Below are 22,892 nucleotides of genomic sequence, written 5' to 3'. Positions count from 1 at the left end.
CGCACCGCCCCCGTCGGATGCCGTCATCGGCAACCCGCACCGAGTCTGTGCGCCGCCGCTATCGGATCGCTATCGCCTCGGCGCGGCGCTCGGTGACCGCCGGGCTACGCTGCTGCAGGGTTGATACGGCGGTCGGGGGAGCGCGGTGCGGTTCGGAATCTTGGGGCCCCTGCGGGTCGGCGGCGGTGAAGCCACCGTCACCGCGGGTCGAGATCGAATCGTCCTCGCCATGTTTCTGCTGCGTCCGGGCCTGGTGGTGCCGACCGAGGACCTGATCGACGCCGTGTGGGAGGACCGTCCCCCGGCGACCGCGCGGACCCAGCTCCAGATCTGCGTGTCTCGACTGCGGCAGCGGTTCGCGGCGCTCGGCCTGCCCACCGTGACCATCGTCACCGACCCGGCCGGATACGGCATCCGGATCGAGCCGGGCGATCTCGACGCAGAGGTGTTCGCCAACGGTGTGGAGACGGCCCGCCGGAACGCCGAAGCGGGCCGGCTGATCGAGGCGCGTCAGAACTACCGGGACGCGCTGGCGTTGTGGCGTGGGCCGGTGCTGGCCGGCATCCCCGCCCGTAGCGTCCGGCGGCGGGCGCAGGCGCTCGACGAACAGCGGCTCGCCGCGCTGGAGGACTGCGTCGACATCGAGTTGCGGCTGCGCCGGGCGCCCGAGCTGGTCGACGAGCTCACCGAGGCGGTCGAGCGCGAGCCGCTGCGGGAACGGTTGCGGGGGCAGTTGATGCTGGCCCTGTCGGCGGTCGGCCGCCACGCGGACGCGCTGGCTGTCTACCGGGAAGGGCGGCGGATCTACGCCGAGGAGCTGGGCATCGAGCCGGGCGCCGCGTTGCAGGAGCTGCACCAGCGGATACTCGCCGGCGACCTGGCGCTGAGCGGCCCGGAGAGCCGTGTTGCCGCGCCGGTGCGGGCGCTGCCGCGCGCGATCAGCGACTTCACCGGGCGGCAGCAGACAGTGGCCCGGCTGGTGCGGGAGGTCGAGGAGGGTAGCCGGGTCCAGCTCGTCGACGGCATGGCGGGCAGCGGCAAGACCACGCTGGCCGTGCAGGTGGCGACCGCTGTGGCCGGCCGGTTCCCCGACGCGCAGCTCTTCATCGACCTGCACGGGCACAGCGACCGCAGCCCGCTCAGTACGACAGTGGCCGCCGCCACCCTGCTCCGGCAGCTCGGCGTGCCGGCTGAACGGGTGCCGGCCGACCCGACGGACCGGCTGGCGATGTGGCGTTCCGAGCTGGCCGGGCGTCGGGCCGTGGTGGTGCTCGACAACGCGGCCGACGCCGGCCAGGTCGCACCGCTGCTGCCCAACGGTCCGGACTGCCTGATACTGATCACCAGCCGTCGTCGCCTGATCGGCCTGGACTCGGGCCGCCCGTCCTCGCTGCCGGTACTCGACGCCGACGAGGCGGTCGAGCTGCTGGCCCGCGTGGCCGGCGCGGAGAGGGTGGCCGCCGAGCCCGAGGCGGCGATGGAGGTGGCCCGCCGCTGCGGACACCTTCCGCTGGCCCTGCGGCTGGCCGGGGCCCGGCTCGCGCACCGGCCGCGGTGGCGGGTGGCCGACCTGGCGGAGCGGCTGGCCGGCGCGTCCGACCCGCTGGCCGAGCTGGTCGCGGGAGAGCGGTCGGTGGCCGGCGCCTTCGCGTTGTCGTACGAGCAGGTGTCGCCGCTCGCGCAGCGGGTCTTCCGCCTGCTGGGCCTGCACCCGGGTCAGTGTGTCGACAACCGGGTGCCGGCCGCGCTCGCCGACCTGCTGCTGCCGCAGGCGCAGGACGCGCTCGACGAACTTGTCGACGCGCACCTCGTCGAGGAGGTGGAACCGGGCCGCTACCAGCTGCACGACCTGATCCGCGAGTACGCGCGCACGCTCGGCGCCGGACGCGAGACCGCCGACGAGCGGCGGGCGGCGGTGGGCCGTCTCATCGACTTCCATCTTCAGGTCACCGCGTCCATCGGGCGGTCGCTGGAGACGGGCGCCGAGCCGTCCCTGTTCGACCTGCCGGAGCCGGCGCGGCCCGACCTGGTGGCAGCCACTGTCGGCCTCGGCCGAGCATGGTTGGAGGAGAACCGCTCGACCCTGACGGCGCTCGTCCGGCTGGCGGAGAACGAGGGTTTTCTCCGGCAGAGCTGGCAGTTCGCCCGGGTCGCATGGGTTAGCAACTTCTACGGCGGTCGCCTGGACGACCTGATCGAGACGCATCAGATCGGTCTGCGGGCCGCCGAGCGCCTGGGCGACGAGGAGGCCGTGGCGACGATGCTCAACTATCTCGCCTCGGCGGACTACCGCCGGGCGCGGTTCGCCGAGGCCATCCGGCGGCTCGAGGCGGTGGTCGGCATCTACCGCAGGCTCGACCGGCCGGGCGAGCTGCGCAAGGTGCTGGGCAACCTCGGCACCGCGTACGCGGTCGACGGGCAGCACCAGCGGGGTATCGAACTCCTGACCGAGTCCGCGGCGATCGCCCGCCGGTCGGGCGAGTCGTCGTGGTTGTCCAACCTGCTGAACAACCTCTCGTTCACCCTGATCTCGCACGGCCGGTACGACGAGGCTGTGCGGATGTGCCGCAACCAGATGGCTGTCGCACGGCAGGCCGGCGACCTGCGGCAGCTCGGCAACTCGATCGGGCACCTCAGCATGGCGCGGCACCGGCGCGGCGAGCACGGGCCCGCGCGCCGGCTCCTGCGCGTCGGCCTGAGGCTCAAGCGCCGGGTGGGCAACCGGTACGGCGAGGGCGAACTGCTCAACGAGCTGGGCATGATGGAGCGCGAGGAGGGCCGGCCGGAGCTGGCCGCCTCGCTGCACCGGGACGCCCTCGTGGCCATGATCGACGCCGGGGATCTGGTCGGGCAGTGCGCCTCCCGGAACCTGCTGGCCCGGGCGATCTTCGACCAGGGTGACGTGGCCAGCGCGCTGGACCTGCACCGCCGGGTGCTAGCCGACGCCGAGCGGCTGGGCCTGCGCTACGAGCAGGCCCGCGCCCTGGACGGCCTCGCGCGATGCCTGCGCCACGACGACCCGGACCAGGCCCGCCGGTACGCCGGGCGTGCGCTGGCGCTGTTCCGTCAGGTCGAGACGCCGGACCAGCGGGACACCGAGAAGCTGCTGGTCGAGCTGGGCTGAGGGGGCCGCCACTTTCCCTGCACTCCGACCGGCGGCGCGGCAGGATGGTAGGCGTGACGACTCCAGAGGCGACCGGCTACCGGATCGAACGCGACTCGATGGGCGAGGTGGAGGTGCCCGCCGAGGCACTGTGGCGGGCGCAGACCCAGCGCGCGGTGCAGAACTTCCCGATCTCGGGGCGCGGGCTGGAACCGGCCCAGATCAAGGCCCTGGCGCAGATCAAGGGGGCGGCGGCACTGGTGAACGGTGAGCTGGGGGTGATCGACGCGGACGTGGCGCAGGCGATCGCCACCGCCGCCGCGCACGTCGCCGAGGGCGGCTACGACGACCAGTTCCCGGTGGACGTGTTCCAGACCGGCTCCGGTACGTCGTCCAACATGAACACCAACGAGGTCATCGCCACCCTCGCGAGCCGCGAGCTGGGCCGCGACGTGCACCCGAACGACCACGTCAACGCGTCGCAGTCCAGCAACGACGTGTTCCCCACCTCGATCCACCTGGCCGCCACGCAGTTCGTGGTGGAGGACCTGATCCCGTCGTTGAAGCAGCTCGCGGGCGCGCTGGAGGAGAAGGCGGCCGAGTTCGAGACGGTGGTCAAGGCCGGGCGTACCCACCTCATGGACGCCACGCCGGTCACGCTCGGGCAGGAGTTCGGCGGCTACGCGGCGCAGGTCCGCTACGGCGTCGAGCGGCTGGAGTCGGCGTTGCCCCGGCTGGCCGAGCTGCCGCTGGGCGGCACCGCCGTGGGCACCGGCATCAACACGCCGCTGGGGTTCGCCGAGCGGGTGATCGGCAAGCTGCGGGAGTCCACCGGGCTGCCGTTGACCGAGGCGCGCAACCACTTCGAGGCGCAGGGCGCCCGGGACGCGCTGGTGGAGACCTCGGGCCAGCTCCGTACCGTCGCGGTCGGTCTCTACAAGATCGCCAACGACGTGCGCTGGATGGGTTCCGGCCCGCGCGCCGGTCTGCGCGAGCTGCGTATCCCGGACCTCCAGCCTGGCTCGTCGATCATGCCGGGCAAGGTGAACCCGGTGGTGGCCGAGGCGATGCGGCAGGTCTGCGCCCAGGTGGTCGGCAACGACGCGGCGGTGGCGTTCGCCGGGTCGCAGGGCGACTTCGAGCTGAACGTGATGCTTCCGGTGATGGGCCGCAACCTGCTGGAGTCGATCAAGCTGATCGCCGCGTCCAGCCGGCTGTTCGCCGAGCGGCTGGTGGCCGGCCTGGTCGCGGACGCCGAGGTCTGCCTGGCGTACGCGGAGGGCTCGCCGTCGATCGTCACCCCGCTCAACCGCCACCTCGGGTACGACGAGGCCGCCTCGATCGCGAAGGAGGCGCTGGCCAAGCAGGTGTCCATCCGCGAGGTGGTGATCTCCCGAGGTCACGTCGACTCGGGCAAGCTCACCGAGACCCAGCTGGACGAGGCGCTGGATCTGCTCCGGATGACCCACCCCTGAGGCCGGCGCCGGTAATTGCCTCGACCCGTCACCGTGGGCGCGGCATGATCCGACGGTGCGTGACGACGGCGGGGTGCTGCTGGAGACCGCGCGGCTGACGCTGCGCCGGTTCACGATGGACGACGTGGACCGGTTGGTGGCGCTGGACGCCGACCCGGAGGTCATGCGCTTCCTGACCGGCGGCGTGCCGACTCCGGCGACGACATTCCGGGACGACGTGCTGCCCCGGGTGCTCGCGCAGTACACCCGGCACCCCGGGCTCGGCCGCTGGGCGACGCTCGACCGGTTCACCGGCGAGTTCCTCGGCTGGCACTCGCTCGACCCGTCCGACGACGGCGCCGAGGCGGAGCTGGGCTACCGGCTGCGCCGCGCGGCGTGGGGGCACGGGCTGGCCACCGAGGGCGCGCGGGCGCTGGTGCGGCACGCGTTCGACACGGTCGGCGTCCGCCGCGTGTGGGCGCAGACGATGGCGGTGAACGACCGCTCCCGGGCGGTCATGGCCCGCGCCGGGTTGCGCTACGTCCGCACGTTCCACCTCGCGTTCGACGAACCGATCCCGGGTACGGAGCACGGCGAGGTGGAGTACGAGCTGTCCCGGGAGGACTGGCCCGCGACCCGTCAGGACTGGGACGCCGCCCTGCGGGCCCGGTAGGCGCTCACCGCGGCCCGGTTGCCGCAGCCGGCGTCGCAGAACCGGCGGGAGCGGTTCCGGGACAGGTCGACAAGCACGTTGTCGCAGTCGGGGTGGTCGCAGTGCCGCAGCCGGCTCAGCTCGCCCATCCGTACCAGGTCGGCCATCGCCATCGCGGCCTCGACCGCCATCCGGGTCGCCAGCGGCGCGTCCCGCGGCACCGCGTGCAGGTGGTACGGCTCGTCGTCGTGCCGGACGAGTTGCGGCAGCGCGTGCGACTCGCGCAGCAGCCGGTTGACGATCGCCACCACCTCGTCGGTGTCGGCGTACCAGATGCGGCGCAGCCGGGGCCGCAGCGCGCGGACCTGGCGTAGTTCGGCCTCGGTGTGCTCGTGCCGGCCGCTCCACCCGTGGGTGGTGAAGAAGGCGTCCAGGGCGGCCACGTCGGGCAGCCCTTCCCGGTCGCCGTCGGCGGTGTTCACCAGTGCGGCGGCACCGACCAGCGCGCATTCGGTGTCATGAGCGAAAAGCAACTTGACTCCTGTCAGGGGCTCCGCCTAGCGTCATCAGCATAACCGTCCTTCACTCATGACCTGGAGCTGTCGATGCGTGAACGATCCGGCGTCGGGCTCGGTCTGGCACTGCTCTCCGCGATCACGTTCGCGACCTCGGGCACCTTCGCCCGCCCGCTGATCACCGGCGAGTGGTCGGCGGTCGCGGTGGTGGTCGCCCGGGTCGGCATCGCCGCGCTGGTGCTCGCCGTGCCCGCCCTGCTGGCCCTGCGCGGCAAGTGGTCGGTGCTGCGGCGCAACGGCGTCACGGTGCTGCTGTTCGGGCTGCTCGGCGTCGCCACCGCGCAGGCGTGCTTCTTCAACGCGGTCCGCTACCTCCCGGTCGGTGTGGCGCTGCTGCTGGAATACCTCGGCATCGTGCTGGTGGTCGGATGGATGTGGCTGGTCCACGGGCAGCGCCCGCGAGCGCTGACGGTGGCCGGCTCGGTCACCGCCCTGTGCGGGCTGGCGCTCGTCCTCGACCTCACCGGCGCCGGCCGCCTGGACCCGGTGGGCGTGCTGTGGGGTCTCGGCGCGGGCGTCGGGCTGGCCGGATACTTCGTCATCGCCGGCCGGATCGACGCCGAACTGCCGTCGGTGGTGATGGCCAGCGGCGGCATGGCTGTCGGCGCGCTGGTGCTGCTCCTGCTCGGCGGCATCGGCGCGCTGCCGCTCGCCGCCGGCACCGCCGACGTCACCTTCGCCGGGCACCAGGTGAGCTGGCTGGTGCCGATCGCCGGGCTGTCGCTGATCGCCGCCGTGGTCGCGTACCTGGCCGGGGTCGCCGGCACCCGGCTGCTCGGGGCCCGGCTGTCCTCCTTCGTGGGGCTGACCGAGGTGATGTTCGCGGTGCTGATCGCGTGGCTGGTGCTCGACGAACTGCCCAGCCTGATCCAGCTGGCCGGCGGGGTGCTCATCCTCGGCGGCGTCGCCCTGGTCCGGGCGGACGAACTGCGCGGCACACCTTCGGCGGCCACGTCCGCCGAGCCGGTGCTGGCAGGCGACCGGTGAGCGGGCCGCGCAGCGCTGTCGTCTTCGACGCCGACGAGACACTCGTCGACCTGCGCCCGGCGGTCACCGGCGCGCTCGTCGCCGTACTGGAGGAGATGCGGCGGCGGACCCCGGCGGCGGCCGCGGTGTCGCTCGCGGACCTGGAGGAGGACTGGGGTGCGGTCTTCGGCGCGCTCAGCGCCGCCCCGGTGCAGGAGATCCGGCGGGCCGCGCTGGCCCGCTCGCTGGCCCGGGCCGGGCTGGAGACGGAGCTGGACGAGTTGGCGGAGTTGTTCTTCGCCCGCCGGTACGCGTTGAGCCGGCCCTTCCCCGACGCGCTGCCCGCGTTGGCGGCACTGCGCCCGCACCACGTGCTGGGCTTCGCCACGAACGGGAACAGCCGCGCCGAACGCTGCGGCCTCGCCGGGCAGTTCGCCTTCGAGTTGTACGCCCACGAGGGCGGCCTGCCGAAGAAGCCGGCCGGGGAGTTCTTCGCGGCCGTGGTGGCGGCCTGCGGGCTGCCCGCCGCGCGGATCGTGCACGTGGGCGACTCGCCGGAGCACGACGTGGTCGCCGCCCAGCGGGCCGGACTGCGTGCCGTCTGGCTCAACCGGGGCGGGCTTCCCCGGCCTCGGGGCCTCGAACCGGACGCCGAAGTGTCCACGCTCGCCGGACTGTCCACGGTGCTCAACACCTTGACAAGCGCGAATGCCTAGTTGCGGCCGATAACGGACGTCGATCTGGCGGAACCCGCTCCCGTGATGTGGGATGACACCACGTCCCTCAACGAGAGGATCTGATGTGGTGAGCAAGCGCTTCACCGTCGGCGCGGTCGCGGCTGCGGCCTCGCTGGCACTCACGGTGACCGGCCTGGGGATCCCGGCGAACGCCGCGCCGTCGGACACCCGGACCTTCACCGTGCTGGCCGAGAGCGGTGTGTCCACCGACGCCGCGATCGCCGCGATCACCGCCGCCGGCGGCACTGTCGTCGCCCGTACCGACGATGTCGGCCTCTTCCAGGTCACGAGCGACCGGGCGGACTTCGCCAGCCGGGCCACCGCCGCCGGCGCCCTGGTCGGCGCGGCCGAGGAGAAGGCGATCGGCCGCAAGCCGAAGCTGGACCGGGTCGAGCAGGAGCACCTGCTGGCCGCAGCGGCGACCAAGGGCAAGGCCGCCAAGAACAACGGCAAGAAGATGGACCCGCTCGACGACAAGCTCTGGGGTCTGGACATGATCCGGGCCGACAAGGCCCGCAAGATCGAGCCGGGTGACCGCAGGGTGACCGTCGGCATCCTGGACACCGGCGTCGACGCCAGCCAGCCCGACCTGGCACCGAACTTCAACTGGGCACTGTCGCGCAACTTCGCCCCGGACATCCCCGAGGTCGACGGCCCGTGCGAGGTGGCCAGCTGCCTCGACCCGGTCGGCACCGACGACGGCGGGCACGGCACCCACGTGGCCGGCACCATCGGCGCCGCCGCCAACGGCTTCGGCCTGTCCGGCGTGGCCCCGAACGTCTCCCTGGTCGAGCTGAAGGGTGGCCAGGACAGCGGCTACTTCTTCCTCAACCCGGTGGTCAACGCCCTGGTGCACGCGGGCCGCTCCGGCCTGGACGTGGTCAACATGTCCTTCTACGTCGACCCGTGGCTCTACAACTGCACCGCCAACCCGGCCGACTCGCCGGAGGCGCAGGCCGAGCAGCGCACCGTCATCGAGGCCATGAAGCGGGCGCTCAACTTCGCGCACCGCAAGGGCGTCACGCTCGTCGGCTCGCTCGGCAACAACCACGAGGACCTGGGCGCGCCGCGCACCGACGTGAGCAGCCCGGACTACGGCGCCGACCCGTACCCGCGCCCGATCGACAACGCGACCTGCTGGGACCTGCCGGTCGAGGGCCCGCACGTGATCGGCGTGTCGGCGGTCGGGCCGTCCGGCAAGAAGTCCGACTACTCGAACTACGGCACCGAGCAGATCTCGGTGGCGGCGCCGGGTGGCTGGTTCCGGGACGGCTTCGGCACCGACACGTACCGCACCGACGCCAACATGATTCTCTCCACGTACCCGAAGAAGGTGCTCCAGGAGGAGGGGTCGGTCGACGAGAACGGCAACATCGTCGCCGGCTTCGAGAACTCGGTGTTCAAGCAGTGCACCGCGAAGGGTGAGTGTGGCTACTACACCTACCTGCAGGGCACCTCGATGGCGTCCCCGCACGTCTCGGGCGTGGCGGCGCTGATCGTCAGCAAGCACGGCAAGAAGGAGGGCCGCAACGGCTACGGCATGGCGCCGAACCTGGTCGAGCAGCACCTCTACCGGACGGCGGCCGAGCACGCCTGCCCGGAGCCGCGGCTGCAGAGCTACACCAACGAGGGCCGGAGCGCCGAGTTCGACGCGTACTGCGCGGGCTCGCTGAACTTCAACGGCTTCTACGGCTACGGCATCGTCGACGCCTACGCCGCGGTGAAGACCCCGGTCAAGCCGAACGTACGACCGTAACGACCGTTTCCCCGAGGTGGCGGTGTCCGGATCACCCGGACGCCGCCACCTCGGCGTTCCGGCGGGTGTCACGGGCGCCACCCCCGGGCCACCAGTGCGGCGCGGATCTCCCGCACCAGGTCGGGGAACTCCTTGCGCAGGCGGCGGCCGGTCACGTGCAGCACCAGCCAGCCGGCCGCGACGAGCTGGTTGAGCCGCCGCCGGTCGAGGTGCATCCGGTCCGCGTCGGAGTGCCACTGAACGTCGTACTCGACCGCGACCCGGAACTCCGGCCAGGCCAGGTCGGGGTGCAGGATCAGGCCGGTCGACACCCGCACCGGATACTGGGCCACCGCGCGGGGCAGGCCGGCGAGGGCGAGACGGACCCGCAGGTGGGACTCGGGCGGGGACTGGGCCAGCCCGTCGGTCAGGCCGAACACCCACGCCGCCCGCCGCCCACCGGGTCGGCAGGCGTTCCGGGCCGCCTCGCTCGCCAGCGCCGACCGGTTCACCGAACCGGTACGCAGCAGCCCGTCGATGATGCCGACCGCCTTCACCGGATCGGCCCAGACCGCTGTCTCCCAGGCACAGGCGGCCGGCTCGGTGCGTGGCGGCGGCCCGGCCAGGGTCAACGCCGCACCGGGGGACGACTCTGCGAACGGGCTCGATGCGGCTGAGTTCTGCGGGTCGGCCGGGCCGGGCGGTCCGGGGTGGTTGTGGGGGTGGGCCGGATCCGGCGATCTGGTCCGGCCCGGTGTGCCCGGGAGGCGGTCCGCCGCAGGCGGTGCTGCTACGAGCGACCTGGTGCCGGTGGCAGGGCGTGTGCCTGCGGATGGGCTCGTGCCGGTGGGTGGGCTTGTGCGCGCGGGTGCGGCGGCGCCGACGGGGACCAGGAGGCCGCTGCGGGTGCTCGACATCGGGGCGTGGTGCACCCGGACACCCGGCTGGGAGTCGGCCCGGACCGTGGCCGGCAGCAGGACGTGCACGTCGTCGGTGAAGCCCGCGGCGTGCTCGACCCCGTGCAGGTAGGCCGCCGAAGGGCCGGCGATCGCCGCGCCGGGTGGCAGGCGCAGCAGTGCCGCGCGGCAGGCCAGCGCGTGGTCGCGGTCGAGCCGCGCGTCGGCGTAGACGTCCTGCCGGAGCCGGACCCAGGACGCGCCGCGCAGATGGTGCCGGGACAGCAGCCCGTGCCGGATCGCTTCCGAGCCCCGGAAGACCTGCCAGGCCAGCTCCGGTGGGCGATGAGGATGAGGTGGCATGTGACGAGCGTGGCGGCGCACGGGTCGAGATCGGTACCCCTGTGGACAGCCGCAACCGTGCCGCCCTCCGCGCCCTGTGGACAACCCCCGCGCGGCCTGTCCGCGTGCTATGGCCTTCGACCTGCTCATGATCCACTCCACCTCGGGGAGGTGGTGGTGTCCGGGCCGCTTGATGCAGCCACCTCGCCGAGCTGGCGTAAAGGGCGCGCGCGGGTCAGGAGAGCGCGGTGGCGACCGCCTCGGCGGCGGCCGTCACCTGGGCGCCGATGTCCGCCACGTCGAGCGGGGTCAGCGACACCACCCCGACGCTGCCCTCCAGGCCGGGCACACCCAGCACCGGCGCCGCCACCCCGTACGCGCCTGATTGAAGCTCACCGCTGGTGCTCACCGGCCCCGGATCGCCGGCCCGCCCGGCCAGCACGGCCCGGCCGGCGGCGCCCCGCTCCAGGGGGTGCCGGGTGCCGGTCCGGTACGCCACGTGGAAGGACGTCCAGCTCGGCTCGACCACCGCGAGCGCCACCCCCTCGCCGCCCTCGACCACGGTCAGGTGGGCGGTCGCCCCGGTGCCCTCGGCGAGGCGGCGCAGCGCCGGCAGCGCGCCCTCGGCGAGCAGCGGCTGGGCGCGGCGGGCCAGGTGCAGCACGCCCACGCCGATGCGAAGCCGGCCCTCGCCGTCGCGCCGGAGCATGCCGTGGCCGGTCAGCGCGCCGACCAGCCGGTAGACCGCGGCGCGGCCGATGCCCAGCCGGTGCGCCGCCTCGGTGACGGTGAGCCCGCCCGGCGCGTCCGCGACGAGGTGCAGCAGGCGCAGACCCCGGTCCAGGGTCTGTGCGGTCTCTCCCGTGCGCGCCGCCGTGTCCACAGCACGCAGCGTACGACCCGGCTCCGGCCAACCTCGAAATGTGCGGACGGCTACCCTTGTGAGGTGACGCTACGCCTGTATGACACCGCCACCCGATCGGTGCGGGACTTCGTCCCGCGGGAAGCCGGCAAGGTGGGGGTCTACCTGTGTGGTCTCACGCTCCAGGCCCCGCCACACATCGGCCACCTTCGCTCCGGCGTCAACTATGACGTGCTGCGCCGCTGGCTGCTCGACAAGGGCTTCGAGGTCACGTTCATCCGCAACCTGACCGACATCGACGACAAGGTCCTGGCCAAGGCGATGGAGCAGGACCGGCCGTTCTGGTCGATCGCGTACACCAACGAGCAGATCCTCGCCGCCTCCTACCGGGCGCTCAACGTGCTCCCGCCCACGTACGAGCCGCGGGCCACCGGGCACGTCCCGGAGATGCACGAGCTGATCGCCCGGTTGATCGAGACCGGTCACGCCTACCCGGCCACCGACGGCTCCGGCGACGTCTACTTCGACGTGGCCTCCTGGCCGGCGTACGGCTCGCTGTCCGGCCAGTCCCCGGCGGACATGCAGCCGGCCGGTGACGCCCCCGACCGGGGCAAGCGGGACCCGCGCGACTTCGCGCTCTGGAAGGGCGTCAAGCCGGACGAGCCGGCCGACGCCTCGTGGCCGTCGCCGTGGGGTCGCGGCCGGCCCGGCTGGCACATCGAGTGCTCGGCCATGTGCTGGCGTTACCTCGGCCCCGAGTTCGACATCCACGGCGGCGGGCTCGACCTGACGTTCCCGCACCACGAGAACGAGATCGCCCAGTCGCAGGCCGCCGACCTGCCGTTCGCGCGCTACTGGGTGCACCACGGCCTGCTCGGCATCGGCGGCACCAAGATGGGCAAGTCGCTGGGCAACACGCTCGACCTCGACTACGTGGCCTCGCTCGGGGTGCGCCCGGTGGAGCTGCGCTACTACTACGTCGCTGCGCACTACCGGTCCCGCATCGACTACTCCGAGGACGCGCTGCGCGAGGCCGCCGTGGCGTACCGGCGGGTCGAGGGCTTCGTGCAGCGGGCGGCCGAGCGGGTCGGCGGCGGCCGGCCCGGCGACCTGCCGTCCGCTTTCGTCGCCGCGATGGACGACGACCTCAACACCTCGGCGGCGCTCGCGGCGCTGCACGAGGTGGTCCGCGACGGCAACACCGCGCTGACCGCCGGTGACGATGTGACCGTCCGCACGACGCTCGCCTCCACCCGGGCGATGCTGGATATCCTCGGCGTCGACCCCCTGGACCCGGCCTGGACCGGCGGCGGCCGCACGGACGACCTGCGCGGCGTGGTGGACTCCCTGATCGCGCTGGCCCTGGAGCAGCGCGCGCAGGCCCGCGGCCGCAAGGACTGGGCCGCCGCCGACGCCGTACGCGACCAGCTCAAGCAGGCCGGCGTGGTCGTCGAGGACACCCCCCAGGGCCCGCGTTGGACTATTGGAGAGCAGGACTGATGGCCGGCAACTCACAGCGCCGAGGCCGGCGACTGGCACCGAAGGCGGGCGCCCCCAAGGGCACCGGCGGCAAGAACAAGGACTCCCTCGCCGGGCGTGGGCGCACGCTGCCCGCCGACGAGCGGCCGTGGCACAAGGCGTACTCGGGCACCGAGAAGCTGCCCCAGCGCACCGCCTGGAAGCAGGAGAAGGAGCGCCGCGCCGCCGCCGAGGAGGGCCGCGCCCCCAAGATCGGCCAGCCCGGCACCAAGGACACCACCTGGGGCAAGGGCGGTGGCCGGGGCACGCCCACGACGAAGGGGCGGGGCGGAAAGCCGGCCGGCCGGGGCGGCCCCCGGGTCGCGCCGGGCCGCAAGGCCAACCCGGCGAAGGACAGCCCCGAGCTGCTGGTCGGGCGCAACCCGGTGCTGGAGTCGCTGCGCACCCAGGTGCCGGCGACCGCCCTCTACACCGCGCAGGGCATCGACGTCGACGACCGGGTCAAGGAGATCGTCCGTACCGCCGCCGACCGGGGCATCGCGATCCTGGAGGTCAGCCGCGCCGAGCTGGACCGGATGACCGGCGGGGTGCTGCACCAGGGCGTCGGCCTCCAGGTGCCGCCGTTCGCCTACGAGCCGTTCGACGACCTGGTGGCCGCCGCGCTGGAACAGGCCGCCCCGCTGCTCGTCGCGCTGGACGGCGTCACCGACCCGCGCAACCTCGGCGCGGTCATCCGGTCGGCCGCCGCGTTCGGCGCGCAGGGTGTGTTCGTACCCGAACGGCGTGCCGCCGGGATCACCGCGACCGCCTGGCGGACCAGCGCCGGCGCGGCCGCGCGCGTGCCCGTCGCCCAGGTCACCAACCTGACCCGGTCGCTCAAGGCGTGCAAGGACGCCGGCTTCGTCGTGGTCGGCCTGGACGCCGACGGGCAGACCGACCTGTACGACCTGGAGGCCGCCGTCGGCCCGCTCGTCGTGGTGGTCGGCTCGGAGGGGCGCGGCCTGTCCCGCCTGGTCGGCGAGACCTGCGACCTGACCGTCAGCATCCCGATGGTCTCCGACGTGGAGTCGCTCAACGCGAGCGTCGCCGCCGCCGTCACGCTGGCCGAGGTCGCGCGCCGCCGGTCCGTCGAGGTCTGATCGAGAGTACGAAAAAGGGGCGGTCCGCCGTGGCGGGCCGCCCCTTTTCTCGGGTACGTCAGATCCGCTGGCCGGTGGCGGAGTGGAAGACGTGGCTGCGGCCGGTACGCGGCTTGACGAACACGGTGTCACCCATGTTCGGCATGCTGCGCCGGTCGGTACGGACCACGAACCGCTCGTTGTGGCCCTCCAGCGCGGCGTGGCCGTAGACGTTGGCGTCGGAGCCCAGGTCCTCGACCAGCTCGACCACTACCGGCATGCCGCCCTCGGACGGGCTGACCAGGTCGCAGTCCTCCGGCCGGAAGCCGACGGTGACCTTGCCGTCGCCGCCCTCGGCGCTGGCCGCCTGGACCTGCTCGCGGGTCAGCGGCACGATCATCTCGGCGAACGCGCCGCCCTGCTCGGTCAGCTTCACCGTCTTGATGTTCATGGCCGGGGAGCCCATGAAGCCGGCGACGAAGACGTTGGCCGGGGTGTCGTAGAGCGCCCGCGGGGTGTCCACCTGCTGGAGCACGCCGTCGAGCATGACCGCCACCCGGTGACCCATGGTCATGGCCTCGACCTGGTCGTGGGTGACGTACACGGTGGTGACGCCCAGCTTCGCCTGCAGCGAGGCGATCTGGGTACGGGTCTGGACACGCAGCTTGGCGTCGAGGTTCGACAGCGGCTCGTCCATGAGGAAGACCTGCGGCTCGCGGACGATCGCGCGGCCCATGGCGACACGCTGGCGCTGACCACCGGAGAGCGCCTTCGGCTTGCGGCTGAGGAACTCCTCCAGCTGGAGCAGCCCGGCCGCCTCCTTGACCCGCCGGTCGATCTCCGACTTCGAGGTCTTGCGCAGCTTGAGCGCGAACGCCATGTTCTCGTACACCGTCATGTGCGGGTAGAGGGCGTAGTTCTGGAAGACCATCGCGATGTCGCGGGCCTTCGGGGGGAGGTGCGTGACGTCGCGGCCGTCGATGTAGATCGCGCCGTCGTCGACGTCCTCCAGGCCGGCGAGCATCCGGAGGCTGGTGGACTTGCCGCAGCCGGACGGACCGACCAGGACGAGGAACTCCCCGTCACCGATCTGGAGGTCGAGCTGGTTGACGGCGGGGCGCTCGGTGCCCGGGTAGATCCGGGACGCCTTCGCGTAGGTGACCGTAGCCATGATGGAGCGCTTCCTTTCACCGGCAGGAACGTGCCGGACGATCCGAGTGAAGGAGCGACCGGCGCCCAAGGCACCGGCCAACGGGGTCGTCGCTCAGGCAGCCGAAGCCCGCCGGAGTGTCGTCCGTGTCACTGCACGGTAAACGGCTTTCGCGATCGTGCCAAGACGTGTCGCTCCGGGTGGGATGGACGGCATACGCATAACGGTCAGCAGGGCACTGCGAGGCATCAATCTCCCCGCTGGGAGCGTGCCCGGGCGATGATCCATCGGCCGCACCGGTCGGGATGCCGACGTTTTCCGTGCTCGGGAGCCCTGCGAGGCGGGATTTCCGGGGCTCAGTCGCTATGCTGAGCCCGACGCACGCGCCCCTGTAGCTCAGCTGGCCAGAGCACTCGCCTTGTAAGCGAGATGTCGCCGGTTCGATCCCGGCCGGGGGCTCCAATTACACAAGGCATTTCGCGGCGGCAGCCGCTGCGATCCGGCCGGATGACAGCAACGAGGGTCACGACCGCCCGTCACAGGCCCTAGCCTGACGGCCATGACTCTTGATCTCATCCTGCTACCCGAGCCCGTCGGACAGCCCTCGCTGAAGGCGTCGGACGGCGAACGGAAGGGTGCGGGTGAGCCGTCCGACTCGCAGGCATGGGACGCCATCGTTTCCGGCGTACGGGACGTCGTCGGCGAGGTGGTTCTGGGCGAGGACGGCCCGAGCCGCACGCTGACGCACCAGCCCAGCGGCATTACGGTGCGCTACCGGTCCGGCGAGACGGCCATCAATCTGCCGTTCTGGCACAGTGGCAGTGACGTGGATGCTGAAGGGCTCGTCCGGACCATGTACCGGATCGGGCACGTGGTGGCGGACGCGACGGGCCTGGTCGCCCATGTTTCGCAACTGGGTGTGCCGCTGACCGAAGCTGAGTCCAGGATCGACGCTGCGGTCGATCTGCTGTTGGACGATCCCGTTTCGTCTCACCTCTGGCCGCGCGATGGGTTCCGGGTCTACTTCACCGGGTCCGTCACCCTTGCCGACGCCGTGCAGCGCCTGAAGTCGATGGTGGTGGCCGAGGAGAGCGACCGATTCACCGTCCGATGGTCCGATGGTCCCCAGCTGGAGGTGACCTTCGACGCGGGGCCACGGATTGTCGCTGAGGCCGCTGAGGTCGCCGAGGACTATGGCATCCCCGAGATGGCTACCTACGACCGCCGGTTCCAGGTCACGTTCGACGATCTCGACGAGGTGCTCCAGGAGATCAACACCCTGATCGAGGTCAACCTACGGCTCCAAGATCTCACCGGCGGTTACGTGAAACGTTCCTGGAACGACGAGGTGTCGCCGCCGTACGACGACCCGGTGGACGGCAGCTAACGGACCTGTACCTCGCACTCCGGACAAGATGCCGACAACACCGCAGGTCAGCTGACCTGCCCTGGTCCGTGAGGAACATGCCGGTCACGCCCACCACGGTCAGGGCCACGGCGACCGTCACGCCGCCGCTGCCCTGAGTGACGCCGGCGGAGTCGGCGCGTCGGCGGTGCGGGGCGGCTCGATGCTCGACAACCGGACTGCTGTACTTTACAGGGACGATGATCGATGGACTGATCGTCAGGGAAGGTTGCTGTCACTTTCCTCGACGAAAGGTCGCCGTCATGCCGATCACGCCCGTCACCCTCACCCCGCGTGCCTGGCGCCGTGCCGCCGCGATCACTGTCGCCGCCCTCGCGGGCGCTGTTCTCGCCGCCGTGAACGGCCAGCCGGCCTCGGCCACCCCGCCCGGCATCCCCTCCCAGGCGACGGCGCAGTCGCAGCTCAACGCGCTGACAGTGGCCGCACAGGGCTCAATGTCCGGCTACTCGCGGGACCTGTTCCCCCACTGGATCACCATCACCGGAACCTGCAACACCCGCGAGCAGGTCCTCAAGCGGGACGGCACGTCCGTCGTGGTCAGCAGCTCCTGCGCCGCCACCTCAGGCCGCTGGTACAGCCCCTATGACGGTGCGACCTGGTACGCCGCCTCCGACGTCGACATCGACCACATCGTGCCCCTGGCGGAGGCGTGGCGGTCAGGAGCCAACTCCTGGACGACGAGCCGCCGGCAGAGCTTCGCCAACGATCTGACCCGCCCGCAACTGATCGCGGTCACCGACAACGTCAACCAGGCCAAGGGCGATCAGGACCCCTCGACGTGGCAGCCGCCGCTGACGTCGTACCGCTGCACCTACAGCAAGATGTGGATCACCGTGAAGTACAACTGGGGCCTGACGCTCCAATCATCCGAGAAGTCAGCACTGCAGAGCATGCTCAACACCTGCGCCTCGTGATCGCAGGAGCCGTCGCTCGGGCCGGATGACAGCAACGCGCACACCAGGGCCGCCCCGGACGGTGTCTTCCACCGGGCGGGGCGGCCGACAACGGGTGGCACGGGTCAGGGTGCCTCGGCCGTGCTGACGATCGACGTCTCGGTAGGCTGGCCGGCGGGGGGACGGCGTGAGCAGAGCGGTCGAGGAGTCCAATCGGGCGATGCTGCGGGCCCGCGACGCGATGGACCGGGCGTACGCGCAGCCGCTGGACATCGCCGCGCTGGCCCGGATCGCCCACGTGTCCGAGGCGCACTTCATCCGTACCTTCCGGGCCACCTTCGGCGAGACCCCGCACCGCTACCTGCAACGCCGCCGGGTCGAGCGGGCCATGGCCCTGCTGCTGGAGACCGACCGCGACGTCACCGACATCTGCCTCGCCGTCGGCTTCAACAGCCTCGGCACGTTCAGCCGGACGTTCCACGGCATCGTCGGTGCGTCGCCCTCGGCCTTCCGGCGTCGCCGGGCCGCGCCGCCGGACGTGCCGAGCTGCTTCGCCAAGTCCTGGACCAGACCGAGCAGTTTTGGATAAGCAGCAGGTCAGGCCGCTGCTCTAGCGTCGTCGGCATGACGATGACTTCGACTTCCCGCTCGCAGATCTACGTGCTCGACCAGGACGAGGCGCTCGACTTCTACGTCGGGAAGCTGGGCCTGGAGGTCAGCACCGACCAGGATCTCGGCTTCATGCGCTGGCTCACCGTGAACGTGCCGGGGGACCCGGGCCGGGAGATCCTGCTGGAGAAGCCGGGCCCGCCGGCCCTGGACCCGAAGACCGCCGAGCAGGTCCGGGAGCTGCTGACCAAGGGCGCCGCGGGCGGGTTCCTCTTCTTCACCACCGACGACGCGCACAAGACGTACGCGGATCTGGTCGCGAAGGGTGTGGAGGTGACCGACGAGCCGACCGACCGGCCGTACGGGATCGACTTCGGCATCCGCGACCCGTTCGGCAACCGGATCCGGATCGGGCAGATGCGCCAGGGGCAGTGAACGGCGCGGCGGCGGGCTAGTCTCGCGGTCCCCGACCGTGGAGGCGCCGATGCCCAGCCGCCTGCTCTACCTGGTCCGCCACGGCGAGCAGGACCGCGCGGAGGAGGAGGCCGACACCGGCCTGTCCGAGCGCGGCCGGCGGCAGGCGACGCTGCTGGGTGAACGGCTGCGCGGCACGCGCTTCGCCGCCGTACACCATGGGCCGGCCCGCCGGGCCGCGGAGACCGCCGCGCTGGTCGCGGCGTCGCTGCCGGGTGTTCCGGTACGCGAGGACGACCGCGCCGGCGACCACGTGCCGCACGACACCGACCCGGCCGACCTGCCCGAGCGGTACGCCGAGTTCCTGGCCGGGTTCACCGAGCGGGAGCGGCGCGACGGGCCGCGTGTGACCGCGGAGGCGGTGGCGCGGTTCGCCGCCGCCCCCGCGGAGGGTGACGTACGCGAGTTGGTCGTCACCCACAACTTCCTGGTCGCCTGGCTGGTGCTGCACGCGCTGGAGGCGCCGCCGCACCGCTGGATCGGGCTCAACCACCAGAACTGCGGGCTCACGGTGATCCGGTACAGCTCGGGCGGCCCGCCGACGCTCGTCGCTCTCAACGACGTCGCTCACCTGCCGCCCGAGCTGCGGGCCACCGGCCTGCCCGACGACTACCGGTTCTGACCCGGCGCTCAGGGGATCAGCTTCACCACGGCGTCGGCGACGGCGCGGGCGGACTGCGGGTTCTGGCCGGTGACCAGCCGCTCGTCGACCACCACGTGCTCGGTGAAGTCCGGCGCCGGCACGTGCTGCGCGCCCGCCTCGGTGAGCTTGTCGGCGAGCAGGAACGGCACCTCGTCGGTGAGGCCGACGGCCGCCTCCTCGCTGTTGGTGAAGCCGGCGACCCGCTTGCCGGCGACGAGCCGGGAGCCGTCGGTGAGCGTGAGGTTCACCAGCGCCGACGGGCCGTGGCAGACGGCGGCCACCACACCGCCGCGCTCGTAGACCGAGCGGGCGATCCGGGCCAGGTCGGGGTCGTCGGGGAAGTCCCACATGGTGCCGTGACCGCCGGCGAAGAGGATCACGTCGTACCCGGCCGGGTCGACGTCGGCGGCCTTCGGGGTGTCGGTGACGCCGGCGGTGGCGAGGAAGTCGTTCTGGGTGCTGTCGTTCTCGTCCCGCCCGTCGACCGGCGGCTCGCCGCCGGCCACTGAGACCAGGTCGACGTCGTAGCCGGCGGCCCGGAACACCTCCCACGGCTCGGCGGCCTCGCCGACGTAGTAGCCGGTCGAGCGGCCGGTGCGGCCCAGCTCGGAGTGACTGGTCAGGGCGATGAGTGCGCGAGTCATGCCTTCCATGCTGGCCCCGCCGCGGGCCGGCCGGCCATAGGCCGATGTCACAGCCGGAACGGGTTTGAAGTCGGCGCCGGTCAGCCGGTGGCGCCGTTGAGCAGGTCCACCACCTGCGCGGTGACGGCGGGCGGCGTGGCCTGCGGCGGGCAGTCCACGTAGCTGACCTGGTTGGGCCCGACGGTGAGCCGGTAGCTGAACGCGTCGGCGCACATGGTCGCCGGTGCGGTGACGGCGGCTTCGGCGGCCAGCCGGGGGTCGGCCGCGAGTTGCCGCAGCCGGGTGAGCTTCTCCGCGGCGAGCTGCCCCTCTCGGGAGGCGCCGGCGCGGTCGGTGCGGGTCCAGTGGCCGTCCGGCCCGACCCGGACGGTGTCGGTCAGCCCGGCGATGCCGCCCGACTTCACGAGCACGACCTCGGTGGCCAGCGGCGAGGGCCCGTCCGTGACGACGGGTGGCGCGTCGGTGCGGGCGCAGCCGGCGAGCGGGACGAGAAGGGCGGCGACGGCCGCCACGGCGGGGGCAGCTCTCATACCGGTTCGGACGCGCGACGGGACCACCCGGTTCCGGCCCACCGGTCCTCCTCATCCGTTCGGTCAGTGTCTCCGGCGGGTTCCCGCCAGCCTCTTTCACGTTCGTCGATGTATCGCTATATCTACATCAGTGACTACCCCCGTCACAACATTCGCCTTCCAGGAGGGCCCGTGAAAAGATCCGTCGCCGCCGTCAGCGCAGCGCTGCTCACCAGCAGCGTGCTGGCCTGCGTCACCACCTCGGCGCAAGCGGCAGCGCCAACCGCCCCCAGCCCCGAGACCTCGGCCGCGGCCAAGGCCGCGAGCCTGCTGCGCGCCAACCCCGGCGTCGTCAAGGGCGCCGGCGGTGAGGCCTATCAGGCCGTCCGCACCAAGGTCGACCCCTCCGGGGCGGCGCACACCCGGTACAGCCGGACCTACCAGGGTCTCCGGGTGTACGGCGGTGACTTCGTCATCCACACCGCCCCCAACGGCACCATGACCAGCGCGTCGGTCAGCCTCGACGCCCCGCTGACCCTGAGCACCACCGCGAAGGTCGGCGCGGACGCGGCCAAGGCCAGCGCCCGCAAGACGTTCTCCGGCTCGCTCACCTCGGTCGGCACGCCGGAGTTGTTCGTCGACGCCAGCAGCGGCAAGGGCCGCCTCGCCTGGGAGACCGTCGCGACGGGCTGGAAGGCGGACAAGCAGACCCCGTCGAAGCTGCACGTCGTCACCGACGCCACCACCGGCAAGGTGATCGGCTCGTACGACGAGATCGAGACGGTGGCCGGCACCGGCCAGGGCATCTACACCGGCTCGGTCACCATCGACACCACGCTCTCCGGCAGCACGTACCAGATGATCGACCCGGTACGCGGCAACGGCCGTACCTGCGACATGAACAACGGGACCTCCACCTGCACCACGTTCACCGACGCGGACAACGCGTGGGGCAACGGCGCCACCTCGAACCGGCAGTCGGCCGCCGTGGACGCCCACTTCGGCGCCGCCAAGACGTTCGACTACTTCAAGAACGTGCACGGCCGCAACGGCATCTTCGGCAACGGCCAGGGCGTGCCGAGCCGGGTGCACTACGGCAACAACTACGTCAACGCCTTCTGGGACGGGGCCCAGATGACCTACGGCGACGGCTCGGGCAACTCCCGCCCGCTGGTCTCGCTGGACGTCGCCGGCCACGAGATGAGCCACGGCGTCACCGAAGCGCTGGCCGGGCTGGTCTACTCCGGTGAGTCCGGTGGCCTGAACGAGTCCACCAGCGACATCTTCGGCAACATGGTGGAGTTCTACGCCGCCGCGCCGAGCGACCCGGGCGACTACCAGGTCGGCGAGAAGATCAACATCAACGGCAACGGTACGCCGCTGCGCTACATGTACAACCCGTCGCTGGACGGCTCGTCCGACTCCTGCTGGTCCACCAGCACGAAGAACAAGGACGTGCACTACTCCTCCGGCGTCGGCAACCACTTCTTCTTCAACCTCGCCGAGGGCACCGGCGCCACCGCGTACGGCACCTCGCCGGTCTGCGGCTCGGCCCCGGCGGTCACCGGCATCGGCCGCACCAAGGCGGAGAAGATCTGGTACCGGGCGCTCGACGTGTACTTCACCTCGAACACCTCGTACGTCAACACGAGCAACCCGGCCAACACCGCCCGCGCGTACACCCTGCGGGCCGCCACCGACCTGTACGGCAACTGCTCCACCGAGTACAAGACCGTCCAGGCCGCCTGGACCGCGGTGAACGTCGCCGGTAACGACGCGCCGTGCAGCTCCACCGGCAACGACTTCTCCGTCTCGCTCTCGCCGACCGCCGGGTCGGTCACCGCGGGCGGTTCGGTCACCGCCACCGTCGCCACGGCCACCACCAACGGCAGCGCGCAGACCGTGACGTTCTCCGCGTCCGGCCTGCCGACCGGCGCCACCGCGTCGTTCAGCCCCTCCTCGGTGACCTCGGGCGGCTCGTCCACGCTCACCATCTCCACCAGCTCCAGCACGCCGACCGGCACCTACTCGGTGACCGTCACCGGCAGCGCGGCGTCCGGCACGAAGACCGCCACGTTCTCGCTGACGGTGAACGGCACCGGCGGCGGCTGCACCGGCGCGGGCCAGAAGCTCGGCAACCCGGGCTTCGAGTCCGGCAACACGGTCTGGACCTCCACCTCCGGCGTGATCGGCCAGTACGGCTCGCAGGGCCAGCCGACCCGCACCGGTACGTGGAACGCCTGGCTCAACGGCTACGGCACCACCCGCACCGACTCGCTGTCGCAGTCGGTGAGCCTGCCGAGCGGCTGCTCCACGTACACCTTCTCGTTCTGGCTGCACATCGACTCGGCCGAGACCACCAGCAGCGTCCAGTACGACAAGCTGAACGTGCAGGTGCTCAACTCCTCCGGTTCGGTGCTGGCCACGCTGGCGACCTACTCGAACCTGAACAAGGCCAGCGGCTACAGCCAGAAGTCGTTCTCCCTGGCGTCGTACGCCGGGCAGACCGTCACGCTGAAGTTCACCGGCACCGAGGACGTCTCCCTGCAGACGTCGTTCGTGCTCGACGACACCGCTGTCAACGTCTCCTGACCTGACCGCCCGACCCCGGGGCCCGGCGGCCAC

Annotated in this window: 20 protein-coding genes and 1 tRNA gene; 15 read left to right on the top strand and 6 right to left on the bottom strand. The window is 71.9% G+C overall.

Annotated features, from left to right (window positions below; genetic code table 11):
• The first annotated feature begins 145 nt into the window (after positions 1 to 145).
• From PVK74_RS19210 to PVK74_RS19200, 3 genes are read left to right on the top strand one after another with little or no spacing between them, the layout of a single operon-like run.
• A complete protein-coding gene (locus PVK74_RS19210; RefSeq protein ID WP_274476949.1) occupies positions 146 to 3,124 on the top strand; it encodes an AfsR/SARP family transcriptional regulator in 2,979 nt (992 codons plus the stop codon).
• A gap of 44 nt (positions 3,125 to 3,168) precedes the next feature.
• Complete coding sequence (locus PVK74_RS19205) at positions 3,169 to 4,578, top strand: class II fumarate hydratase (protein ID WP_176722885.1); 1,410 nt, start codon at positions 3,169 to 3,171, stop codon at positions 4,576 to 4,578.
• Between the two features lie 55 nt (positions 4,579 to 4,633).
• Positions 4,634 to 5,230 (top strand): GNAT family N-acetyltransferase, encoded by a 597-nt coding sequence (locus tag PVK74_RS19200; RefSeq protein ID WP_274476948.1) that lies wholly within the window; start codon positions 4,634 to 4,636, stop codon positions 5,228 to 5,230.
• Here the strand turns inward: PVK74_RS19200 and PVK74_RS19195 are convergent.
• Entirely contained in the window at positions 5,197 to 5,742 is a 546-nt protein-coding gene (locus PVK74_RS19195; protein ID WP_274476947.1) for a CGNR zinc finger domain-containing protein, read from the bottom strand. The genes PVK74_RS19200 and PVK74_RS19195 overlap by 34 nt on opposite strands.
• A gap of 72 nt (positions 5,743 to 5,814) precedes the next feature.
• On the opposite strand from PVK74_RS19195, the gene PVK74_RS19190 reads away from it, so the two are divergent.
• From PVK74_RS19190 to PVK74_RS19180, 3 genes are all read left to right on the top strand, one after another.
• Entirely contained in the window at positions 5,815 to 6,771 is a 957-nt protein-coding gene (locus PVK74_RS19190; protein WP_166457733.1) for an EamA family transporter, read from the top strand.
• Positions 6,768 to 7,466, top strand: coding sequence for an HAD family hydrolase (locus PVK74_RS19185; RefSeq protein ID WP_043327944.1), 699 nt, complete (start codon positions 6,768 to 6,770; stop codon positions 7,464 to 7,466). The genes PVK74_RS19190 and PVK74_RS19185 overlap by 4 nt, the downstream gene beginning before the upstream one ends.
• A gap of 88 nt (positions 7,467 to 7,554) precedes the next feature.
• Complete coding sequence (locus PVK74_RS19180; RefSeq protein ID WP_064446854.1) at positions 7,555 to 9,243, top strand: S8 family serine peptidase; 1,689 nt, start codon at positions 7,555 to 7,557, stop codon at positions 9,241 to 9,243.
• A 68-nt stretch (positions 9,244 to 9,311) separates the two neighbouring features.
• Here PVK74_RS19180 and PVK74_RS19175 read toward each other — a convergent pair whose 3' ends face one another.
• Positions 9,312 to 10,481 (bottom strand): hypothetical protein, encoded by a 1,170-nt coding sequence (locus PVK74_RS19175; protein ID WP_274476946.1) that lies wholly within the window; start codon positions 10,479 to 10,481, stop codon positions 9,312 to 9,314.
• 214 nt (positions 10,482 to 10,695) lie between these two features.
• Positions 10,696 to 11,343, bottom strand: coding sequence for an IclR family transcriptional regulator (locus tag PVK74_RS19170; protein ID WP_043327947.1), 648 nt, complete (start codon positions 11,341 to 11,343; stop codon positions 10,696 to 10,698).
• Between the two features lie 63 nt (positions 11,344 to 11,406).
• Between PVK74_RS19170 and cysS the strand changes: the two genes are divergently transcribed.
• Positions 11,407 to 12,822: a cysteine--tRNA ligase gene (cysS, locus tag PVK74_RS19165; RefSeq protein ID WP_274476945.1), complete on the top strand. Its 1,416-nt coding sequence runs from the start codon at positions 11,407 to 11,409 to the stop codon at positions 12,820 to 12,822.
• Positions 12,822 to 13,940 (top strand): 23S rRNA (guanosine(2251)-2'-O)-methyltransferase RlmB, encoded by a 1,119-nt coding sequence (rlmB, locus tag PVK74_RS19160; RefSeq protein ID WP_043327949.1) that lies wholly within the window; start codon positions 12,822 to 12,824, stop codon positions 13,938 to 13,940. The genes cysS and rlmB overlap by 1 nt, the downstream gene beginning before the upstream one ends.
• A 58-nt stretch (positions 13,941 to 13,998) precedes the next feature.
• On the opposite strand, the gene PVK74_RS19155 is transcribed toward rlmB, so the two are convergent.
• On the bottom strand, positions 13,999 to 15,090 hold the full coding sequence (locus PVK74_RS19155) for an ABC transporter ATP-binding protein (protein WP_274476944.1): 1,092 nt from the start codon (positions 15,088 to 15,090) through the stop codon (positions 13,999 to 14,001).
• A 364-nt stretch (positions 15,091 to 15,454) separates the two neighbouring features.
• Here PVK74_RS19155 and PVK74_RS19150 point away from each other — a divergent pair.
• The 6 genes from PVK74_RS19150 to PVK74_RS19125 all read left to right on the top strand — a co-directional run bounded on the left by PVK74_RS19150 (position 15,455) and on the right by PVK74_RS19125 (position 19,093).
• Positions 15,455 to 15,531 (top strand) — tRNA-Thr (locus PVK74_RS19150).
• Between the two features lie 97 nt (positions 15,532 to 15,628).
• Positions 15,629 to 16,456 carry a hypothetical protein gene (locus PVK74_RS19145; protein WP_210887366.1) on the top strand — a complete coding sequence of 276 codons (828 nt, stop codon included), beginning with the start codon at positions 15,629 to 15,631 and terminating at the stop codon, positions 16,454 to 16,456.
• 281 nt (positions 16,457 to 16,737) lie between these two features.
• The gene (locus tag PVK74_RS19140; RefSeq protein ID WP_210887362.1) at positions 16,738 to 17,409 is read left to right on the top strand and encodes an HNH endonuclease family protein; all 672 of its coding nucleotides are present in this window, start codon (positions 16,738 to 16,740) and stop codon (positions 17,407 to 17,409) included.
• 166 nt (positions 17,410 to 17,575) lie between these two features.
• Positions 17,576 to 17,977 (top strand): helix-turn-helix domain-containing protein, encoded by a 402-nt coding sequence (locus PVK74_RS19135; protein WP_187693841.1) that lies wholly within the window; start codon positions 17,576 to 17,578, stop codon positions 17,975 to 17,977.
• Positions 17,978 to 18,012: 35 nt separating this feature from the next.
• The gene (locus tag PVK74_RS19130; protein ID WP_043327953.1) at positions 18,013 to 18,432 is read left to right on the top strand and encodes a VOC family protein; all 420 of its coding nucleotides are present in this window, start codon (positions 18,013 to 18,015) and stop codon (positions 18,430 to 18,432) included.
• A 49-nt stretch (positions 18,433 to 18,481) separates the two neighbouring features.
• Positions 18,482 to 19,093, top strand: a complete 612-nt coding sequence (locus PVK74_RS19125) for a histidine phosphatase family protein (RefSeq protein ID WP_166457739.1) — start codon at positions 18,482 to 18,484, stop codon at positions 19,091 to 19,093.
• Positions 19,094 to 19,101: 8 nt separating this feature from the next.
• On the opposite strand, the gene PVK74_RS19120 is transcribed toward PVK74_RS19125, so the two are convergent.
• Positions 19,102 to 19,758: a type 1 glutamine amidotransferase domain-containing protein gene (locus tag PVK74_RS19120; protein WP_274476943.1), complete on the bottom strand. Its 657-nt coding sequence runs from the start codon at positions 19,756 to 19,758 to the stop codon at positions 19,102 to 19,104.
• Between the two features lie 80 nt (positions 19,759 to 19,838).
• Positions 19,839 to 20,288 (bottom strand): protealysin inhibitor emfourin, encoded by a 450-nt coding sequence (locus PVK74_RS19115; RefSeq protein ID WP_140946391.1) that lies wholly within the window; start codon positions 20,286 to 20,288, stop codon positions 19,839 to 19,841.
• A 171-nt stretch (positions 20,289 to 20,459) separates the two neighbouring features.
• Here PVK74_RS19115 and PVK74_RS19110 point away from each other — a divergent pair, with 171 nt between their 5' ends.
• A complete protein-coding gene (locus tag PVK74_RS19110) occupies positions 20,460 to 22,859 on the top strand; it encodes a M4 family metallopeptidase (protein ID WP_043327955.1) in 2,400 nt (799 codons plus the stop codon).
• Positions 22,860 to 22,892: the final 33 nt, after the last annotated feature.

The sequence above is a fragment of the Micromonospora chalcea genome, assembly GCF_028768405.1.
Taxonomy (GTDB): Bacteria; Actinomycetota; Actinomycetes; order Mycobacteriales; family Micromonosporaceae; genus Micromonospora; species Micromonospora chalcea.
The sequence above is the reverse complement of the archived record's forward strand: the minus strand, read 5'-3'. Positions and strand labels throughout refer to the sequence as shown.